Genomic DNA, 17931 nt, shown 5'->3' with positions numbered 1-17931 from the left:
ACGACAAGACTACATTCTCGGCCTCATTTATCACCCCCACTGCGTAACCTGGCGTAGCGCCTCAGTACAGCAGCTTTCGCGCCATCACGATTCCAGTCGACGCTGACGGTAGATCAAATCGACAATCTCACCATCCGGGGCGTAACCACTGACAGTGTCACGCAGGAGTTGGCGGACCCGTGAATAATCATCCCGCTCAACGGCTGACAGCAACTCCGTCAGCTTGCCCTTGAGCGCTTCCCAGGGCAGGTGGTCTTCATTGGCGCTCATGATCATCGGGTGCTGGGTGGCTGCTACGTTGTCACCGATCAGCAACTCTTCGTAGAGCTTTTCACCGGGGCGCAGCCCGGTAAATTCGATCGCGATGTCACCGTGAGGATTTTTGTCCGAACGGACACTCAAACCCGACAGGTGAATCATCTTCTCGGCCAGCTCGACAATCTTCACCGGCTCACCCATGTCCAGCACGAACACATCACCGCCCTGCCCCATCGAACCGGCCTGAATGACCAACTGGGCGGCCTCGGGGATGGTCATGAAGTAACGGGTGATCTTCGGATGCGTGACCGTTAGCGGGCCGCCCGACTTGATCTGCTTATGGAACAGCGGAATCACCGAACCGGAAGACCCAAGCACATTGCCGAATCGCACCATGGTGAATCGGGTTTTATTGACCCGGGACACGCTGGTCTTGTCGCCAAACATCACCGGCGCCAGCTCCCGGCTCAACGCCTGCAACGTCAGCTCCGCCAGCCGCTTGGTACTGCCCATGACATTGGTGGGGCGAACAGCCTTGTCGGTCGAAATCAGCACAAAGTTTGCCACACCGGCCTGCAGGGCGGCCTGCGCGGTATTCAGCGTGCCAATCACATTGTTCAGTACACCTTCGGCAATATTGTGCTCGACCATCGGCACGTGCTTGTAAGCCGCTGCGTGATAGACCGTATCCACATGCCAGGTTTTCATCACATCCAGCAGCTTGTCCTGGTTGCGCACTGAACCGAGGATCGGCAACAGGCGAACCGATAGCGACTCACGGGCAATACGCTGCTCAAGTTCCGACAGAATGCTGTAAAGATTGAACTCACTGTGCTCGAACAACAACAGCGTAGTCGGCTGCAACGCCAGGATCTGGCGACAAAGCTCAGAACCGATGGAACCGCCCGCCCCCGTGACCAGAACCGACTGATCCTTAATGCAATGCTCGAGCAAATCGCCCTGCGCCGGCACCGCATCGCGGCCAAGCAGGTCCGCGATGTCGACTTCCTGAATGTCATCCACCTTGACCCGGCCACTGGCCAGGTCCATGAAACCGGGCACACTGCGAACGTGCAGTGGAAAACCTTCCAGGAAGCCCAGAATCTCACGGCGACGCCCGCGATTGGCCGAAGGAATCGCCAGCAGGATTTCCTGAGCGCCGGTGGCCTCGATCATGCGTTGAATGTGCTTGGACTTGTACACCTGCAAACCGGAAATCACCCGATCGACAATGCTCTTGTCATCATCAATAAATGCTACCGGGCGCATGACCCGGCCCATGCGCAAGGCGGCAACCAGCTGGTTACCGGCGGCACCCGCCCCATAGATGGCAACGCGGGGCAACCCATTATCACGATTGGTGAAAGGAACGTGCTGCGCGGCGGTAAACCAGTCGCCCAGAAAATACTGGCGCATGGCCAGGCGCAGCCCGCCCACCATGATCAGGCTTAACCACCAGTAGTTAAAAATAATCGAGCGAGGCACGACGTTCTGATGGTTGCTGTACCAGTACACCACCACCCCGAGAATCAGCGCCGAAAGGCTGACAGCCTTGACAATCGCAATCAGGGCATCGTTGCCGAAGTAACGCAGCACTGCTCGGTACATGCCGAAACGAATGAATAGAGGAACGGAAATTACGGGGGTCGCCAAAAAAAGCCATAGATGATCTGTAAGGGGATTGACCACCTCATCGAGACCCAGGCGTACGACAAACGCCAACCACAGCGCGCCCCAAACCAACATGACGTCCGCAAGAATCTGAATCAGCCTTTTATGACGGCGCGGCAGCCCCAACAACAAGGTTCGCAACTTATTCATAAACCCTTCGAACACCTCACAGCTCCTGCACTCAAAATCGCCAACTTCACTGCAGCAAACAGAACATCTGACTATTGACATACATTCCGGGCAAATTGATCGCCAGGAATGTACGCCAAGTAGCCTTTTGGCCGCAGGATGCCCCGTCAGATCAAGCGTGTGCTTGATATGCCAATTGCATTACTTCGCCAAGAACCGCACAGGTCTTGTCCATTTCTGACTGTGTCAGCGTCGGATGCACAAGGAACATCAAGCTTGTTTCCCCGAGTTCTTGTGCCACAGAGAAGCGAACGTCGGGCCTCCAACCGGTATCGTCAAAGGCCTTCTCAAGGTAGACCTCGGAGCAAGAACCGGAGTAGCACGGAACACCGCGGGCAGTAATTTCCGAAATAATGCGATCACGATTCCATTCAGCCTTCAGCCGCTGTGGCTCAACAAAGACATAACACTTGTAGGCCGCGTGAGTGCAGTATTCCGGAATGACTGGAACACGCAGCCCACCCAGTTGGCGAGCACATGACCAAATGCGTTCCGCGTGCTCAAGCCGACTTGCTTGCCACTGAGGCATTCGACGCAATTGGATACGCCCAATGACCGCCTGCACTTCCAGCATTCGCCAGTTAGTACCAAAACTTTCATGCAACCAGCGAAAGCCTGGCGCATGTTCACGTTCATAGATCGCTTCCCAGCTCTTGCCATGGTCCTTGATAGACCACATCTTCAACCAGAGGTCTCGGTCATTCGTGGTGACCATGCCGCCTTCGCCGCCGGTGGTCATAATCTTGTCCTGGCAGAATGACCAAGCCCCGACATGACCAATGGAACCTACCGGGCGTCCTTTATAGAGCGCGCCATGTGCCTGGGCGCAATCTTCAATGACCTTCAGATCGTGCTCGGCCGCCAGCGACATAATCGGGTCCATGTCGCAAGGCCATCCCGCGAGATGCACGCAAATCAACGCCCGAGTACGCTCAGTCAGCACCGCACGGATGGTCTCGGCAGTGAAATTCTGGGAGTCTGGATCAACTTCGGCAAATACGGGAATAGCACCTGCATTGACAATACTCGATACAGAGGCCAGGAAGGTACGTGGAGTCACAATGACCTCATCACCAGCGCCAATTCCCAGCGCCTGCAATGCGAGGTCCAGAGCGACCGTTCCGTTGGCCAGGGCAATTGCATGCTTTGTATCTGCCCAGACAGCAAATTCCTTTTCAAACTCCCGACACTCTTGCCCAGTCCAATAGTTGACTTTATTGGAGAGAACCACATCGCGAACCGCATCGGCCTCATCAACAGTGAAAGAGGGCCAAGGAGAAAATGGTGTATTCAACACAGCCAGTACCCATAGATTAAAAATAAAGGATCTCGCGAAGCATCCATTCAAATACGCCGTATCAAGCGCAATGATCGCCTTGTACGACGCAGGTCAAGTCCTGAAAAACACCTTTGCCGGAACACCAAGCACCGTCACCGAGTCTTCTACATCACTTACCGCAACGGCCCCCGCGCCGACGGTTACGCCCGCGCCGATCCGAATCAATTGCCTGACACTAGCGCCAATGCCAATCCAACTCAGATTGCCGACCCGAACACCGCCCGCCAGTCTAGCACCGGGGCTGACATGGACGCACTCACCCAACACACAATCGTGATCGACGCTGCACCCGGTATTCAGGATCGCCCCAGGACCTATCACCGCGTCAGCATTCACCACTACACCTGCGAATACTACCGACCCAAGGCCAATAGATGCTCGTCGACTGACAGTGGCTGCCGGATGAACCAACGAAACCAGAGGAGCCCCTACCCGCGCAAGCTCATCAAGCTTGGCTTTGCGAATTGAATTATGCCCTATTGCAACGACTACCCCGTCATAGTGCGAAAGCTGCTCTATCAACAACGAAGTGTCTCCAACGACACTCCAACTGCCATTCGTCGTCTGCGCAGGCCAGCCGTCTGCAAAAAAATCTACATGCTCCCATCCACAGCATTCAGCAGTATCGGCGACCACCTTGCCGTGCCCACCCGCCCCGAGAATGGCCAACCGTTTCATGGCTTGTTACCGGTGAATTTCGACATAGTGACCTCCCCGTCGGCGCTGATTCCTTCACGAACTACAACCTTCTTGAGGGTCAATAGAATGATTTTTATATCCAGTTTTAGAGACTGATTATCAACGTACCAGACATCCAGCTTGAATTTTTCATTCCAACTCAATGCATTACGCCCATTGATTTGCGCCCACCCTGTCACTCCTGGGCGTGCTTCATGGCGTCGAAATTGCTCTGGACTGTAAAGAGGGAGATATTCCATCAACAGCGGGCGCGGCCCTACAAGGCTCATCTCTCCCTTCAGAACATTCCACAACTCAGGCAGCTCATCCAAACTACTGGAGCGCAAAAAAGCCCCAAATGGCGTCATACGCTCAGCATCTGGAAGAGGTACGCCTTTTGCGTCATAAGCATCCTTCATCGTGCGAAATTTAACCATTTCAAAAGGCTTGCCGTTAAGGCCTGGCCGCACCTGACGAAATAAAACGGGCCCTCCGAGTTTGCGGCGTATTTGAAAAGCCACAATCAAAATAATGGGAGACAACAACAGCAGGCCAAAAAAAGAAGCCAGAACATCAAAAAGCCGTTTCAACATCTTATGTTCCTAAATTGCATATCAAGGCGAGCGTCAATTTCGACTTGAAACATAATGTTATTTGCGTTTTGAAAGCCGTTTGAAAATATCGGCAAATCGTCGTACACCTTCGCTTAACGAGAGATTATCACGATAATAAACCCGACCCTTTTCAGCCATCTCATTTCGACTCTGATCGCCAGCCAGATGCAGAGATTGGACAGCAGCAGCCAGCGACTCTGGACTTTCCGACTCAGCGACGAGTCCGCAGCCACTCAGCCGCACCAAGTCAGCTGCATCCCCATCGACTGCCATTAATAACGGCTTACCAACAGCCATGTATGCCTGCGTTTTAGAAGGGATGGTCACCGTAAACAATGGATCTTTTTTCAGATGAACCAGCAACGCGTCGGCATTCGCAAGATAGCTACCCACATCACTCATAGGGACGGGAGGTAAAAACACAACATTACGCAGACCGTGCGCTTCAGCCTTCTGCTTCAAACACTCAACTTCAACTCCCCCGCCCAAAAAGATGAATACCAATTCGATATTCCGCTCTTGAAGAAGATTGGCGGCTTCGAGCACTGAGTCCAGCGCTTGAGCTTTCCCCATATTCCCGGCAAACAAAACACGAAACCTTGAGGCGCCTGGAAAGTTACTTGGTAACTTATTATCAGAGGATGCCAAAAGATCCTCCGCACACCAGTTATAAATGATCTCGATTTTGTTTTCCGGTACGCCACGCTCAACCAGCAGGCGCTTGAAACCGGGTGAAAGCACTACAAGTTGATCGACGTTTCTATAGACGTAATCACAGACCTTCGATACCAGATTTAGCGCCTTTTCATTAGCGAACATACCTGTTGCTCGCAACGTATCAGGCCATAGATCCTGAATATCATACACAACCGGTACGCGCCGAAAAAAACGAATAATCGTCGCTACAATACCTACAGTCAAAGGAGGGTGATAGGCATATATCACATCTGCACGTTTGCTGAAGAACAACCCATAGAAAAGGCTTGTTGCTGCAAAACTGACATAATTGATTATGCGCCCAACCCCACTCTGACCGTGGCTTGGGTAAAGAGGCAGCCGCGTTACGCTTACGCCGTCGATCAATTCGCGCTGAATCAATCGCATTTTAAAGCCAGGATAAATCTTGCCACCGGGATAGTTGGGAAATCCCGTAATCACCTCGACTTCAAATCCTTGCCTAACAAGCTCCCGCGCAAAAACCAGACCTTTGAAAGTCGGCTCAGGATCAAACCATTGGGTAAGCAATAATACGCGAACTGCCATTTTACTTAGAACCTTTTCCAAACAACGCGCATAACATAATCACGGTAGCTATGAATAATCCTGACTACCTTTTCCGCGACGTTTGGCATGCTGTAATCCTGCACCAGTCGCAGCGTCCTTTCATCACCACGACTTTGTGTCTCCAAGAGTTGCAGACCTTGCATCACTCGCTCGACTTCAAGGCCGACCATCATGACAGCTGCCTCTTCCATTCCCTCTGGACGTTCATGAGCTTCCCGAATATTCAACGCGGGGAAGTTGAGAATCGAGGACTCTTCGTTGATCGTGCCGCTGTCGGAAAGAACCGCTTTGGACTCGAGCTGAAGTTTATTGTAGTCCTTGAAGCCCAGCGGCTTAAGCAAGCGCACATTCTCATGAAACTGCACACCCATTGCATCTACACGCTTCTGCGTACGAGGGTGCGTAGAAACAATAACCGGCAACCCATAGCTCTCGGCTGTTTTATTAAGAACATCTACCAACTTTAGAAAGTTTTTATCAGAGTCGATATTCTCTTCGCGGTGCGCGCTGACGACAAAAAACTTACCTGACTCAAGGCCCAATCGCTCGAGAACATCAGAAGCCTCAATACCTTCACGATAATAGTTGAGGACTTCAAACATAGGGCTTCCGGTTTTGATCACCATGTCTGGTGACAAACCTTCACGCAGCAGATAATCCCGAGCGATAGTGCTATAGGTCAGATTAATGTCTGCGGTGTGATCGACAATTCGACGATTGATCTCTTCCGGCACTCGCATATCGAAACAACGATTACCAGCCTCCATATGGAAGGTCGGAATCTTGCGACGCTTGGCAGGAATAACCGCCATACAACTATTGGTGTCGCCGAGCACCAGCAAGGCCTCTGGCTGAACCTCCGCCAGTACACGATCTACGCTAATGATCACGTTACCGATGGTTTCCGCACCCGTAGCACCGGCCGCGTTCAGAAAATGGTCAGGCTTGCGAATACCTAGATCCTGAAAGAAAATTTCGTTCAGTTCGTAGTCGTAATTTTGCCCGGTATGAACAAGTACATGATCACAATACTGATCCAGAGCAGCCATTACGCGCGACAGACGAATAATTTCCGGGCGGGTTCCCACCACGGTTACGACTTTTAGTTTTTTCATTTTTTAAGCGTCACATTTCAAAAAGTGATAGACAAACAATCAGTAATACTCGCCTGCTGCTTCAAACAAACCGAAGCGGCAACTCGATCGTCGCCAAGCTGCTGTCGGTTTTGGCGCAGCGCGCAAAGCCTGCTTATCGCTGCCGAGCAAGCGACGAATGTCGCGCTACATAATGACACATTGAGTCGTTTTTTTTGCGCCTCAGTTTAGCCAGCACCCGTTTTTTCGCTTCTGGCGACTTGCCAGCATCCAGCACCCCTGACAACAATGACAGCACGCCAAGCCAATGCAGCCTTGAAGTCACCAGCAGATGGCATCGGGAATCAGGATTCTGGCGGATCAACGCAGCATCATCCGAATGAGACACCTGATGAGGAGCCGCATAGCCCAGGGCTGGTCACAACGGATTTGATATTCGAATTGGTGAAGCTCACACAGACATCGGTAGTCTTTCGGGTCGCGGTAGGAATGGCAGTCACCTGCCACCCCCCACACAGATCCGTACGTGCGGAATTACCGAATACGGCTCCTGCCTTGGGTTTTAACGCCGAAGCGGGTTATGGGATGAGGATGCATAGGTAGCTCGCGCGGATAGGGAATGAACAATTTGGCTAGCGCAATCATTCGTTCCCAGTTCAGTCGGTGTCGCTGACTCCGCCGTTTAAGGGCATGCCTCCACGCTCCGATAATCTCCCGGCGAAAAGCATCTAGCCGCCGTGTATTACCGGCCACTGCGCACTTTGTCATGCAAGGTTTTCAGCTTCTCATGAAGATCTTGCTCGTACTCTCGCCACGATACTCCACCCACACCACAAGCGGCGTCTCGCTTCAGATTATAGAAACTCTCCCGGAGAAGTTCGACCGTAACCACTCCATGAATCTATGGTCACCCCCGACACCCTGCGAGGGCTACGCTTTCGCAGGGTGTTTTATTTTCGGAGGCCATCTTCATGAGCGAATCAGCGCTGGTCGGTATCGATCTCGGCAAACACAGTTTTCACCTGCACGGCCAGGACAAATCGGGTCGAGAGGTGTTTCGCAAGAAGTGCTCGCGTCAACAGATGATGACACTCTTTGGCAATCTACCGGCCTGTACCGTGGTTATGGAGGCCTGTGCTGGTGCACATTTCGTCGCTCGCGAACTGATGAACATGGGGCATCAAGCCAAGCTGATTTCACCACAGTTCGTTCGGCCCTTCGTCAAAAGCAACAAAAACGATTTCGTCGATGCGGAGGCGATTTGTGAAGCCGCGTCGCGCCCGTCGATGCGTTTTGTCTCGCCCAAAACCGAGGCCCAGCAGACGCTTTCCGTATTGCATCGTCTGCGTGAGTCGCTGGTGCGCAACCGCACCAAAACAGCCAACCAGATGCACGGCTTCTTGCTGGAGTTTGGCATCAGTCTTCCAAGAGGGCTGGCCATCATGAAACGCCTGTCCATTGTCCTGGCCGAACATGAACTCCCTGTTCGATTGACAGTGCTGTTGCAACGGCTGCATGACCACTTCGTCTATTTGGATGGACAGATCAAAGAGCTGGATAAAGAACTGGCAGGCCAACTGGCCAGCGATGATCTGGGTAGTCGTTTATTGAGCTTGCCGTGTGTCGGGCCGATCACCGCCAGCCTACTGGCTGTGGAAATAGGTGACGGTCAGCAGTATGGATGCAGTCGCGACTTCGCCGCGTCTATTGGCCTGGTGCCCAGACAGTACAGCACGGGCGGCAAGGCGAATTTGTTGGGGATCAGTAAGCGCGGTGACAAGAATCTCAGACGACTGTTGGTTCAGTGCACCAGGGTTTACATGCAGCGGCTGGAGCACCAGAAAGGGGCTCTGGCCGATTGGGTGCGCTCGCTACTGATGCGACGGCATTCCAATGTGGTGGCCTGCGCCCTGGCGAACAAACTGGCGCGGATCGCCTGGGCGATAGCGGCCCACCATACGCAGTATGAAGCAGGGCCAGACACCTTGAGTGCCTGACCCAGCGGTTGTTGCAGTACCACGATTTACCTTTCAGGTTTTGCGATAGCTGAATAACGAATGACGTGAACGGCCCTCCGGCCTGGCGAAGAACCTGATCCATGAACCGGCTATATGAAGCCGCTGGGGTTTTTAGGATCGTCAGGCGCGACTCTCATCATGGCGCGGGGCCTGCCCCAGATAGACGCCGGATAGATTTAAGCAAGCCAACCACTTCACCCGCTAATCAGTATTGCAAAAACGGGGGTGACCATAGATTTATGGAGCGCTTACTTTCGAGACATCAGGCGCTTTAACTGAAGATTGCTGTTTACCCTTAGAGACGAAGGGCACCTGAATGACCCGCTCCACAAACGGAAGAAAAATGTCAGATTCAAGTCAGCCACTTGAATCTGACATTCTTTGCTTGCGCACTAACAGGTAGGCTCTCTGCACTTCTCACTCGAAGCGTGCAAACAGAGCAGAGAGCACCTTATGCCTTATACCGGAGTCGCCAATGGCCGTGCATAGGTATCCGGGAGTTCGCGATTAAAAATCTCGTTAGCCCAGAGCATGACGATCATTTCATCATCTCCCGCATTAGTGATGTCATGCGTCCACCCCGGCACAGTCTCGACAATTTCCGGTTGCTCACCTGTTGTGAACAGCTCGTAAAATTCCCCAGAGACTATATGACGGAAACGAAAACATGCCTTACCTTTAATCACCAGAAACTTTTCAGTTTTCGAGTGATGGTAATGACCACCACGCGTTACTCCTGGATGAGCGGTAAAGTAGGAAAACTGCCCGCTGTCCCCCGTCTTCAACATTTCAACGAATACACCTCGTGGATCCCCATACTTAGGGACCTCGTAAGTGAAGCGATCCGGTGGCAGATAGCTGACGTAAGTAGAATATAGCGCTCGCACCAACCCTGTACCGACTGGCTCCGTGATCAATGTAGCGCGGCTATCACGAAACGCCTCTAATTGCTTCGCCAACGCCCCAACACTAATAGTGTATTGAGGTTCAACCGCAACAAATCGCTCAATCGGCAATTGACCATCAAGTGCGGCGATGAAGTACTTAATGACATCATCGATATACACTAGATTGATATTGGCCTGCGGATCATTAATCTGAATAGGCAAACCATGGACAATATTATGGCAGAAGGTTGCGACCGCAGAGTTGTAGTTTGGACGAGCCCATTTGCCAAAAACATTCGGCAACCTGAACACGTAAACTGTCGCGCCGTGCTGATCAGCCAGTTCGGTCAACGCTTCTTCAGCACCGCGTTTACTGCTGCCGTAAGGATTATCAAGCTCTGCCTGACTGGAGGAAGTATAAAGAACAGGCACAGACCTGCCACACGCCGCAACTGCATCGCAAAGCGCGCGGGTCAGGTCAGTGTTACCCGTCTTGAATTCCTCTGGATCCTGCGGGCGATTGACCCCCGCCAAGTGAAACACAAAGTCCACTTCAGCCATCAAGACAGGCAGTTGAGCGGTATCATCTTCACGAGTAAAGCGCAGCACTTCAACGTCGCTGCGCTCGCTCAAGTGCGCTATCAGGTTCTTGCCAACAAAACCGTTGGAACCGGTGATCAGCACTTTCATTCTGTCACTCCTCAGGCGTTGCGTATTCGCCACGCTGAATAGCGCGCATAAAATCAAGCTTGAGCAACAGCTGCTTCATACCGTCCACGTCCAATCTCACCGTATTGTGCGAGTTGTAATCTTCAGTACGGGAAATCTTCTCTTCGCCTTGCTCTACGAATTTTGCGTAGTTCAAGTCACGCAAATCAGGCGGCACACGGAAGTACTCACCGCGGTCTTCGGCACAAGCCATTTCTTCACGGCTGAGCAATGCCTCATACAACTTCTCACCATGACGTGTGCCGATCACTTGTATCGGGTGCTCAGGCAAATTGAGCATTTGCGTCAATGCTTTGGCAAGCACTTCTACTGTGGCTGCCGGTGCTTTTTGCACAAACAAATCACCGTTATTACCGTGCTCGAATGCATACAGCACCAGATCCACAGCATCGGCCAGGGTCATCATGAAACGCGTCATGTTCGGGTCGGTCAGCGTTAAAGGCTTACCATCACGAATCTGTTGAATAAATAGCGGAATGACCGAACCACGCGACGCCATCACGTTGCCGTAGCGAGTACCACAAATGACAGTTTTGTCGTCATCAGCACCGCGCGACTTGGCGACCATCACCTTTTCCATCATCGCCTTGGAGATACCCATGGCATTGATCGGGTAAACAGCTTTGTCGGTACTGAGGCAAACTACACGCTTAACGCCATTTTGAATGGAGGCCTCAAGTACGTTTTCGGTGCCCATGACGTTAGTCTTGACCGCTTCCATGGGGTGAAATTCGCAGGAAGGTACTTGCTTGAGCGCGGCAGCATGGAAAATATAGTCAACACCGCGAGTAGCATTTAGAACGCTCTGATAATCGCGAACATCGCCAATATAAAACTTAAGCTTGGAGTTTGCGTAGTGTTTACGCATGTCATCCTGCTTCTTTTCATCACGGCTGAATATACGAATCTCAGCGATATCAGTATCCAGAAAACGCTTAAGTACGGCATTCCCAAAAGAACCAGTCCCGCCGGTGATCAACAGTTTCTTACCGCTAAAAATAGTCAATTACGTTTCTCCATAAAATCTACGATTTTTCGTCCGACGGCAAAGCTAGACTTATTTTCCGAAACCCAAATCTTACCACAAGCTGCCTTCTTCAACAAAAATTGTTGATCAGCTGCACAAAACGCCTTCAAGGCGACACTGATGCCATCAGAGGAAGAGTCCTCTATCACATTCAAAAATTCATAGTACTCATCAGGAATCCCCCCGAGCCGCGTCGTCAGTACAGGGACGCCGCTAACCATATATTCAAGCAATTTAGAAGGAAATGAATAACGCGTGTAGAGCTGCTCTGGACTCCTGCTTAAAATCAAGCACGAAGCGCTAGCTTGTATTCTCTCAACTTCCAAAGCACTCAAAAACCCCAAATACCTCACCGACGAGTGCCGAGCTGAGACTTCCGAAAGGTACGACTCCAATTCACCGCGACCACATAACCAGAGCTCATAGTCAATGTCGGCCTTTATAAAGCCTTCAACCAACTCGACTATTCCATAAGCTTTGTTTAACCCACCCGCATAAAAAATAATTTTCTTATGCGAACTCAAAGATACATCCTCGCTTACAGCGACCTCTGCAGAATTAGAAATACCCTCAAGTACCAAGTATTCCTTGTCCGACCACCTGGCACTGTCTTTCACCATGTACTGGCTGGTTACAAAAACACCAGATGACGCAGAAATAAGAAAATCGATAATGCGAGCATCAAGCCTTTTCAAGAGCCGCATAAAAAAAGACCGATTCATCCCCATATCCATATAGGAGGGTAGATCAGGTATATAAACGAAAAAAGGTATGCCGTGGAGCTTTCGCACAATATAGGCAGCCAGCAGATTTGGCGTATGAGCCGCATAGACGCACACCACGTCAAGCCCTACTTTCCGCAAGCGAAGCAAACTAAACAACGAACCCAGCATACGACTCAGGACTTTAAATAGCGGCAGATTTATTAACGGAGTGATATCACATCGCCCCCCTTCCGTCCCCACGTACGAACCGCCTGGAAAATACAGCTTTTTATTATTGGGGTATGTCGACGCAGCAATACTTGCGACCGTATTAACCACGCCACCACCAAAACGCAGCGCATCAAGGAATCGCCCCTCTAGCTTATAAGCTGCTACCTGAGGGAACGCATCGCCCTTCGAATATTTATTAAAATAGCTGTCACCCACATAAAAACCCAACAAACCAATTTTCTTACTCATTTTCGCCTTCTCAATAACCAATACGACGAATAACAAAACCTGAAGACTTTATAACAGAAAAGTGCAGCCTATCTGCCGGCCGTCCGCGTGGGTCAGCAAGCATTTAGACTGCACCTCATACGGGTAGCGTCACGGCCATCAGCAAGCATGAACCTGCGCAGGCACGATCACTGAATATCCAGATTGCGCTTACCCCGCCCAACACGATTTCGAATCAACCGCCAACCACCAAACAAGAACAACACCAACAGCGTCCAGAAAACCCCGTGATCATAAAAAATCGGCCCCTCGCCAGGCAACTGCGAAAAATGATAGCCCACAATGCCCCCGGTGATAGCGAGAGAACCAATACTTGCACTCACATTCAGCGGAAGAGATGCAAACAGCCCCAAAATAATCGAAGCAAAAATCAACCCCATCAAGGCAACAGACCACCCGCCTAACGCATAAGCCGATATATGAACAGCGGCTGGAGCAGTGCCCCGCCCTTTGAAATTGTCGTTAAAAATCCGACTGTATATATATGTACTAGGACGGCACTCTTTGCCAACTTTCACCTGTGCGAAAACACCACCACACACCGCCCCTTCAGTCGTAAATACCTGGTAATAATACGGATAAATAATAGCCATCCGATTGACTACGTTAAAGAGCAGCATTGGCGCATTTTCAGCGGCCGCCTCCCCAACATTCATTACATTATCAACGACACTAGAATGCTGCTTATCTTCATGACCTGCCACCGCTTCGGAAGCCTTGTCACTGCGCTCTTCAATAACACCTAACCCATCCTCCAGCAGCATCGTCGTCTGCGCCTGCTTAATTCGTTCAGAGGGAATAGAATCGATATTTTCTGCTGGCGCGAGAACAACACTCTCTACTACCGGAACCACCGCAACCACCGCAACCGGCGGTACAAGCCTGAATACAAAAGCAGAAACCAGGAAATACATAACAACAAGCAGCACCCCCCCCATAACAGTTTTCAAATATGCATATCGCTTAGCATATACAAAAACAGCCAACACCAACCCTGCATAAAAAATCAGAATAGGCCACTTCATATTTAGCAACGTCAGGAAAACCGACATAACAAGAGCGTTGGCAACAGTCACAACAAGCCAGAATTTACCCTTCTCAAGCATCCATCTAACCAAAGAATAAATGGACAAGTAATGAAGCACTGACATGAGCACGGCTATCGGGGCAAAGCCAAGTTGGTTCCTGATCTGAAATCGAGCCTCTACAGACGAAACCGAATCGGTCCCCGCCAGAAACAATGAAAATGCATCAGCCTTTACCAACGAATACAGCACGAAAGCATAACTAAGAGTAATAACAAAGCAGTATTCAGATTTTGAAAAATCAAAAAACTGCCTAGCCCGCTTCTCTAAAACCGCACCAAGTGTCTTACGAACCAGGACGACGACTAGCGGAGTAACCAAAAAAGGCAAAAGTAATAAAAACCAATACCCCGCACTGAACAAGGTCTCAAAACCGAGAATATTAGCTGTATAGGCATCCCGCTCTAAAAGGGCTTTCCCGAAGGGAAGCCAATATATTATATTCCCAAGAACCACCGTAACAAAATACGCGGCAAGGAATACAACCGGCGCCAAATTCCTGGAAATCCAGAGCCTTAGTTTATCAAGAGAAATCATTTCCAATGCATCCTACTTAGGAACACTCAGTGAACATCATCCATACAACACAGAAGTACCAGTACTACGATCTGTCTCTGCGACAAGGCAGTCCATGCCTCAGCCCGACAATAGATCGGGCGATTTGAGTAAATTACACAATGTGACAACATGTTACGCCATCATACAGTGGCCTTCATGAATTCGCTCCATCTCACACCTTTCCAAAGAGAAAAAAGCGAGACAACCGCAAACCCAACCAGCCAAAAAACTGATTTTTCCCACCAGAGCAAGGAGCTCCCAACGCTCTCCAGCCCTATATAAAAAACATAACCGATAAAAAAGGCGAAAGACGACATCAATGCTGGCAACGTAAAGCTACGATACAGATCGAGGCGCTTAAACATACTAGTGGTAACCAAAACAAAGTAGAGCGCTTGAGCCAACAAAACACCAAGCGATACGCCGTAAAGCCCCCAGTACCGCCCACCGATCCAGGCAAATAACACCGAGACAAGCGCGGAAACTATTGAAAGATAGGCCAACAGCTTCATTCTGCGATGCACTTCAAGGCGCTTTTGAAAATACACAGAGGTACTATTCAAAAAAACACCAGAAAATGAAAAAAGAATAACCACCTTGGACGCCTCTATGGTTTTCCCCGTTATTTTTTCAAAAAAATCAAACCCAACAAAGTACAACGCACACCAGAGAAGTGAAAACGCAACAATCAAAAAACTCGAAGAGCTTTCAATTATTCTGACAGCAAAAACACCCTCTCTAAATCTTTTAATTACAAATGGGTGAACCATCATTAACAAAGGCATGCTTAACAACCCAGCGCCGCCCACAAACAAATCCTTCAAGGACAGGTACGAATCACCATGCTCAATACCATAATAACCTATTGCGAACCGGTCAGAACCAGCCACCACCAGCATGCCAAGGATCCATGGCGACAACGCAGCACCATACTGATAAATCAATCTCAAATTATCTTTAAACACATCGACATTTGAAAAAGGATTACAAACACCAAATTTTTTCAGAATAACAAACAGCAAGAAGAACGCAGCAATGAAGTAACCCACCGACAGAGCCAGAAGTGCATATCTGAAATCAACACCAACAAACTGAAAAAAGGCGACGATCAACAAAATCTGAGCAAGAGCCTGCAACAACACTGCCACCAGCTGTTGCTTAACCAAGAAGCCTGCCTGACATGCAGACGAGAGAAAGAAAAATAATATCTGACCAAAGCACAACAGCCAAACACAAATAAAAACATAGCGCTCAAAAACAAAAAAAACGGAAACCACCGCCGCCAAAAGCGAAGCGACAGGAGCAATAAGGAGAATGACGGAAACGCAGTTAGAGACAAATACTCTCTTATCTTCCACCCCAGTGTAATAATATATAAACGAGTTACCCACCCACCCAGCACTTAACTGCGCGGCAATTAACGAACAAAACAAACTCACCGAATAACTTACATACTGCCCAGCAGGAAAGTACTTATACAGAAAAAATATCAGGAAAATCCCTGACAATGCAGGCACCATTTTTACCGGTACATACAGAAGAAGCTTTCGAATAAAAACATTCATATTCATCTAGTATCGATCAACTCATCTTCCGCTAGGCCACTCCGACCCATGCACACCAAAAACTAAAGTCGCAATATCAGGCACCTCCGCACAACCACCCGATGCAAGCATCACTGGATAGCGCTCACATGCGTAGACTTGTGTGGACTCCTGATGAACGCGCTTTCAATAGATAAAAACTATCGAAAAGCACTAAAATAGACCGATTCATAATTTCATCAATCTATATATCAGTGCTGGGCACTTAAGAATATCGCGAGGAGGATCGCATGTTTGCGATTTGTAGGCAAGGCGCTATCCCCCCTCAAGAAGGTGTGGATAGGCGGGCAAAGCAAAAAAACACTGGCATACTATTTGACCAAAAATTGCATTACTCACCTTTGATGGCAGAAAAAACGCTGGAATAGCAGCGCCAAACACATCAATTGCGAGTCGACTCAGCAACCTCGGCGTCGCAACAGGGACCTCAAAGCTCTAGGCTTTCGGCAGCGCAGCATCAAGAATAAACAGCACCCCGCCCTGACTATCGAGCAACTACCAACAAAGCGCCTCTACCGGCGGCGGTATAAGAGTCAAGCCAAGCGCTTGCGGCGAACCCGTGCGATGCGGCCAAACATCCAGGCAATACAGGGACCGATCAGCATCCCAACCAACAATGCTATTACCACGACAACAGACACAGGCAGTTGTGGACCAGCCCAACCGAAGAACAACAAAGAAACAGCCTGCTGATTCTCAAGAACGAATCCCAGGATCGCCAAGATAAGCAGAAGAACAAAAACCACGAAGACAACGCGCCTGAGATTACGCACGAACTACCCCTTGAATCAACACTGTCAAACCCCGTCCTCCTCGTCTTCGTTCACTCGATCTCGCAGCTCTTTGCCCGGCTTGAAATGAGGAACAAACTTTCCATCGAGACTTACAGACTGACCGGTCTTCGGATTACGGCCGACACGTGGTGCACGATAGTGCAATGAGAAGCTGCCAAAGCCGCGGATCTCGATTCGATCACCGGTGGCCAAGCACTGGGACATTTGTTCAAGCATAGTCTTGATGGCCAGCTCGACATCCTTGGATGAGAGCAACCCCTGATGGGTGACAATTCGTTCGATCAACTCCGACTTCGTCATATTTTTCCCTTCTTTTTCAAGCAGCTAGATCAGCGCTCCAAAGGTTTTAGCATGCCCGAAGGATTTTGAACAGCCTATATATTGACTTATCTGCACTACCTCGCAGACGCCGCGAACCTCTCCCTCCCGGAGAGCCCCCCCCTTCCACACCCAGAGATGTACCGAGCCGTTACCTGCAGATGATCAGCATCGTGCGAGTGAGATAACCGGCCGGATTCCAGCCAAAAGGATAATCCTCACCCTCTTCTTTGGCATCACTGGACTTGCTTATGACCTTGTACCCCTCAGCCTTACACTCCTTCGCAGCACGCTTGTAGCACTTATCCCAACCTGATCCGAGCCCCGAGCAATCGATCTCTATACCGCTTACGCCACGTACCACATGAGTTTTGGCGCTGGTGGTACAACCCACCAGGACCAGCACTGCCAACACGACAATGAGCTTGTTCATTCCCTTCCTTATGTCAGGCATCACACCCAACTAATACTCAGTTCAAGCTAAAGCCTAGCTCTGAATAGGCGATTGATACGCCTGAACAACAGATGACCTTACACAAGCATTGCCCCCCATTGAACAGC

General features: G+C 50.2%; 15 protein-coding genes. 1 reads left to right on the top strand and 14 read right to left on the bottom strand.

What is annotated here, in order from left to right:
- Positions 1-84 precede the first annotated feature (84 nt).
- The 6 genes from BLL42_RS22330 to wecB form a co-directional block, all read right to left on the bottom strand.
- Positions 85-2079: a polysaccharide biosynthesis protein gene (locus BLL42_RS22330; protein WP_071555827.1), complete on the bottom strand. Its 1995-nt coding sequence runs from the start codon at positions 2077-2079 to the stop codon at positions 85-87.
- A 151-nt stretch (positions 2080-2230) separates the two neighbouring features.
- Entirely contained in the window at positions 2231-3415 is a 1185-nt protein-coding gene (locus BLL42_RS22325) for a DegT/DnrJ/EryC1/StrS family aminotransferase (RefSeq protein ID WP_071555826.1), read from the bottom strand.
- Between the two features lie 93 nt (positions 3416-3508).
- Complete coding sequence (locus BLL42_RS22320) at positions 3509-4135, bottom strand: acetyltransferase (protein ID WP_071554250.1); 627 nt, start codon at positions 4133-4135, stop codon at positions 3509-3511.
- A complete protein-coding gene (locus BLL42_RS22315; protein ID WP_071554248.1) occupies positions 4132-4728 on the bottom strand; it encodes a sugar transferase in 597 nt (198 codons plus the stop codon). Before BLL42_RS22315 ends, BLL42_RS22320 begins: the two co-directional genes overlap by 4 nt.
- Positions 4729-4785: 57 nt before the next feature.
- Positions 4786-6012 carry a glycosyltransferase family 4 protein gene (locus BLL42_RS22310; RefSeq protein WP_071554246.1) on the bottom strand — a complete coding sequence of 409 codons (1227 nt, stop codon included), beginning with the start codon at positions 6010-6012 and terminating at the stop codon, positions 4786-4788.
- 5 nt (positions 6013-6017) lie between these two features.
- Entirely contained in the window at positions 6018-7148 is a 1131-nt protein-coding gene (gene wecB / locus BLL42_RS22305) for a non-hydrolyzing UDP-N-acetylglucosamine 2-epimerase (RefSeq protein ID WP_071554244.1), read from the bottom strand.
- Positions 7149-8098: 950 nt separating this feature from the next.
- On the opposite strand from wecB, the gene BLL42_RS22295 reads away from it, so the two are divergent.
- A complete protein-coding gene (locus BLL42_RS22295; protein WP_071554242.1) occupies positions 8099-9124 on the top strand; it encodes an IS110 family RNA-guided transposase in 1026 nt (341 codons plus the stop codon).
- Between the two features lie 479 nt (positions 9125-9603).
- Here the strand turns inward: BLL42_RS22295 and wbjC are convergent, their stop codons facing one another.
- The 8 genes from wbjC to BLL42_RS22255 all read right to left on the bottom strand — a co-directional run bounded on the left by wbjC (position 9604) and on the right by BLL42_RS22255 (position 17803).
- On the bottom strand, positions 9604-10722 hold the full coding sequence (gene wbjC, locus BLL42_RS22290) for a UDP-2-acetamido-2,6-beta-L-arabino-hexul-4-ose reductase (protein ID WP_071554240.1): 1119 nt from the start codon (positions 10720-10722) through the stop codon (positions 9604-9606).
- A 4-nt stretch (positions 10723-10726) separates the two neighbouring features.
- Positions 10727-11761, bottom strand: coding sequence for a polysaccharide biosynthesis protein (locus BLL42_RS22285; protein ID WP_071555825.1), 1035 nt, complete (start codon positions 11759-11761; stop codon positions 10727-10729).
- A gap of 2 nt (positions 11762-11763) precedes the next feature.
- Positions 11764-12972, bottom strand: coding sequence for a glycosyltransferase (locus BLL42_RS22280; RefSeq protein ID WP_071554238.1), 1209 nt, complete (start codon positions 12970-12972; stop codon positions 11764-11766).
- A gap of 167 nt (positions 12973-13139) precedes the next feature.
- Positions 13140-14633, bottom strand: coding sequence for a hypothetical protein (locus BLL42_RS22275; RefSeq protein WP_071554236.1), 1494 nt, complete (start codon positions 14631-14633; stop codon positions 13140-13142).
- 161 nt (positions 14634-14794) lie between these two features.
- A complete protein-coding gene (locus tag BLL42_RS22270) occupies positions 14795-16225 on the bottom strand; it encodes a lipopolysaccharide biosynthesis protein (protein WP_071554234.1) in 1431 nt (476 codons plus the stop codon).
- Between the two features lie 566 nt (positions 16226-16791).
- The gene (locus BLL42_RS22265) at positions 16792-17031 is read right to left on the bottom strand and encodes a LapA family protein (protein WP_071554232.1); all 240 of its coding nucleotides are present in this window, start codon (positions 17029-17031) and stop codon (positions 16792-16794) included.
- Between the two features lie 24 nt (positions 17032-17055).
- Positions 17056-17352, bottom strand: coding sequence for an integration host factor subunit beta (gene ihfB, locus BLL42_RS22260; RefSeq protein ID WP_032888918.1), 297 nt, complete (start codon positions 17350-17352; stop codon positions 17056-17058).
- A gap of 169 nt (positions 17353-17521) precedes the next feature.
- The gene (locus BLL42_RS22255; RefSeq protein ID WP_071554230.1) at positions 17522-17803 is read right to left on the bottom strand and encodes a hypothetical protein; all 282 of its coding nucleotides are present in this window, start codon (positions 17801-17803) and stop codon (positions 17522-17524) included.
- Between the last annotated feature and the right edge of the window lie 128 nt (positions 17804-17931).

The sequence above is a fragment of the Pseudomonas frederiksbergensis genome (genome assembly GCF_001874645.1).
Taxonomy (GTDB): Bacteria; Pseudomonadota; Gammaproteobacteria; order Pseudomonadales; family Pseudomonadaceae; genus Aquipseudomonas; species Aquipseudomonas frederiksbergensis_B.
The sequence above is the reverse complement of the archived record's forward strand: the minus strand, read 5'-3'. Positions and strand labels throughout refer to the sequence as shown.

What these genes read in the sequence shown, in the direction of transcription:
- BLL42_RS22295 (WP_071554242.1), top strand. Translation starts at nt 8,099, where the DNA reads ATGAGCGAATCAGCGCTGGTCGGTATCGATCTCGGCAAACACAGTTTT.
- BLL42_RS22330 (WP_071555827.1), bottom strand. Translation starts at nt 2,079, where the DNA reads ATGAATAAGTTGCGAACCTTGTTGTTGGGGCTGCCGCGCCGTCATAAA.
- BLL42_RS22310 (WP_071554246.1), bottom strand. Translation starts at nt 6,012, where the DNA reads ATGGCAGTTCGCGTATTATTGCTTACCCAATGGTTTGATCCTGAGCCG.
- wecB (WP_071554244.1), bottom strand. Translation starts at nt 7,148, where the DNA reads ATGAAAAAACTAAAAGTCGTAACCGTGGTGGGAACCCGCCCGGAAATT.
- wbjC (WP_071554240.1), bottom strand. Translation starts at nt 10,722, where the DNA reads ATGAAAGTGCTGATCACCGGTTCCAACGGTTTTGTTGGCAAGAACCTG.
- BLL42_RS22270 (WP_071554234.1), bottom strand. Translation starts at nt 16,225, where the DNA reads ATGAATATGAATGTTTTTATTCGAAAGCTTCTTCTGTATGTACCGGTA.
- ihfB (WP_032888918.1), bottom strand. Translation starts at nt 17,352, where the DNA reads ATGACGAAGTCGGAGTTGATCGAACGAATTGTCACCCATCAGGGGTTG.
- BLL42_RS22320 (WP_071554250.1), bottom strand. Translation starts at nt 4,135, where the DNA reads ATGAAACGGTTGGCCATTCTCGGGGCGGGTGGGCACGGCAAGGTGGTC.
- BLL42_RS22275 (WP_071554236.1), bottom strand. Translation starts at nt 14,633, where the DNA reads ATGATTTCTCTTGATAAACTAAGGCTCTGGATTTCCAGGAATTTGGCG.
- BLL42_RS22315 (WP_071554248.1), bottom strand. Translation starts at nt 4,728, where the DNA reads ATGTTGAAACGGCTTTTTGATGTTCTGGCTTCTTTTTTTGGCCTGCTG.
- BLL42_RS22280 (WP_071554238.1), bottom strand. Translation starts at nt 12,972, where the DNA reads ATGAGTAAGAAAATTGGTTTGTTGGGTTTTTATGTGGGTGACAGCTAT.
- BLL42_RS22255 (WP_071554230.1), bottom strand. Translation starts at nt 17,803, where the DNA reads ATGAACAAGCTCATTGTCGTGTTGGCAGTGCTGGTCCTGGTGGGTTGT.